At 49.9% G+C, this 2631-nt stretch carries 2 rRNA genes; both read right to left on the bottom strand.

The features are described 5' to 3' along the window. Positions 1-96 (bottom strand): 5S ribosomal RNA (gene rrf / locus O3650_RS09530); the annotation flags it as partial. A gap of 76 nt (positions 97-172) precedes the next feature. After that, a 23S ribosomal RNA gene (locus O3650_RS09525) occupies positions 173-2631 on the bottom strand; the annotation flags it as partial.

Below are 2631 nucleotides of genomic sequence, written 5' to 3'. Positions count from 1 at the left end.
CACAGGGGGCAACCCCCAACTACTTCCGGCGTTCTAGGGCTTAACTTCTGTGTTCGGCATGGGTACAGGTGTATCTCCTAGGCTATCGTCACTTAACTCTGAGTAATACCTACTCAAAATTGAATATCTATTCAAACCAAGAAAACCTCTCGCTTTCATATTCTCAGTTACTTTGGATAAGTCCTCGAGCTATTAGTATTAGTCCGCTACATGTGTCGCCACACTTCCACTTCTAACCTATCTACCTGATCATCTCTCAGGGCTCTTACTGATATAAAATCATGGGAAATCTCATCTTGAGGTGGGTTTCACACTTAGATGCTTTCAGCGTTTATCCCTTCCCTACATAGCTACCCAGCGATGCCTTTGGCAAGACAACTGGTACACCAGCGGTAAGTCCACTCTGGTCCTCTCGTACTAGGAGCAGATCCTCTCAAATTTCCTACGCCCGCGACGGATAGGGACCGAACTGTCTCACGACGTTCTGAACCCAGCTCGCGTGCCGCTTTAATGGGCGAACAGCCCAACCCTTGGGACCGACTACAGCCCCAGGATGCGACGAGCCGACATCGAGGTGCCAAACCTCCCCGTCGATGTGAACTCTTGGGGGAGATAAGCCTGTTATCCCCAGGGTAGCTTTTATCCGTTGAGCGATGGCCCTTCCATACGGAACCACCGGATCACTAAGCCCGACTTTCGTCCCTGCTCGAGTTGTAGCTCTCGCAGTCAAGCTCCCTTATACCTTTACACTCTGCGAATGATTTCCAACCATTCTGAGGGAACCTTTGGGCGCCTCCGTTACCTTTTAGGAGGCGACCGCCCCAGTCAAACTGCCCGTCAGACACTGTCTCCGATAGGGATCACCTATCCGGGTTAGAGTGGCCATAACACAAGGGTAGTATCCCAACAACGTCTCCTTCGAAACTGGCGTCCCGATCTCTTAGACTCCTACCTATCCTGTACATGTGGTACAGACACTCAATATCAAACTGCAGTAAAGCTCCATGGGGTCTTTCCGTCCTGTCGCGGGTAACCTGCATCTTCACAGGTACTAAAATTTCACCGAGTCTCTCGTTGAGACAGTGCCCAAATCATTACGCCTTTCGTGCGGGTCGGAACTTACCCGACAAGGAATTTCGCTACCTTAGGACCGTTATAGTTACGGCCGCCGTTTACTGGGGCTTCAATTCATACCTTCGCTTGCGCTAAGCACTCCTCTTAACCTTCCAGCACCGGGCAGGCGTCACCCCCTATACATCATCTTACGATTTAGCAGAGAGCTGTGTTTTTGATAAACAGTTGCTTGGGCCTATTCACTGCGGCTGACTTAAAGTCAGCACCCCTTCTCCCGAAGTTACGGGGTCATTTTGCCGAGTTCCTTAACGAGAGTTCTCTCGCTCACCTGAGGCTACTCGCCTCGACTACCTGTGTCGGTTTGCGGTACGGGTAGAGTATGTTTAAACGCTAGAAGCTTTTCTTGGCAGTGTGACGTCACTAACTTCGCTACTAAACTTCGCTCCCCATCACAGCTCAATGTTACAGATATAAGCATTTGACTCATATCACACCTCACTGCTTAGACAGACACTTCCAATCGTCTGCTTTAGTTAGCCTACTGCGTCCCTCCATCACTACATACTCTAGTACAGGAATATCAACCTGTTGTCCATCGGATACACCTTTCGGTCTCTCCTTAGGTCCCGACTAACCCAGGGCGGACGAGCCTTCCCCTGGAAACCTTAGTCTTACGGTGGACAGGATTCTCACCTGTCTTTCGCTACTCATACCGGCATTCTCACTTCTATGCGTTCCAGCACTCCTCACGGTACACCTTCTTCACACATAGAACGCTCTCCTACCATACCTATAAAGGTATCCACAGCTTCGGTAAATTGTTTTAGCCCCGGTACATTTTCGGCGCAGGGTCACTCGACTAGTGAGCTATTACGCACTCTTTGAATGAATAGCTGCTTCTAAGCTAACATCCTAGTTGTCTGTGCAACCCCACATCCTTTTCCACTTAACAATTATTTTGGGACCTTAGCTGGTGGTCTGGGCTGTTTCCCTTTCGACTACGGATCTTAGCACTCGCAGTCTGACTGCCGACCATAATTCATTGGCATTCGGAGTTTATCTGAGATTGGTAATCCGGGATGGACCCCTCACCCAAACAGTGCTCTACCTCCAAGAATCTTAATGTCGACGCTAGCCCTAAAGCTATTTCGGAGAGAACCAGCTATCTCCAAGTTCGTTTGGAATTTCTCCGCTACCCACAAGTCATCCAAGCACTTTTCAACGTGCCCTGGTTCGGTCCTCCAGTGCGTCTTACCGCACCTTCAACCTGCTCATGGGTAGGTCACATGGTTTCGGGTCTACGTCATGATACTAATTCGCCCTGTTCAGACTCGGTTTCCCTACGGCTCCGTCTCTTCAACTTAACCTCGCATCATAACGTAACTCGCCGGTTCATTCTACAAAAGGCACGCTCTCACCCATTAACGGGCTCGAACTTGTTGTAGGCACACGGTTTCAGGTTCTATTTCACTCCCCTCCCGGGGTGCTTTTCACCTTTCCCTCACGGTACTGGTTCACTATCGGTCACTAGGGAGTATTTAGGGTTGGGAGATGGTC

The sequence above is a fragment of the Streptococcus sp. 20925_1_24 genome (assembly GCF_041432335.1).
Lineage (GTDB): Bacteria > Bacillota > Bacilli > Lactobacillales > Streptococcaceae > Streptococcus > Streptococcus mitis_BM.
This window is presented reverse-complemented; position numbering and strand designations above follow the sequence as displayed.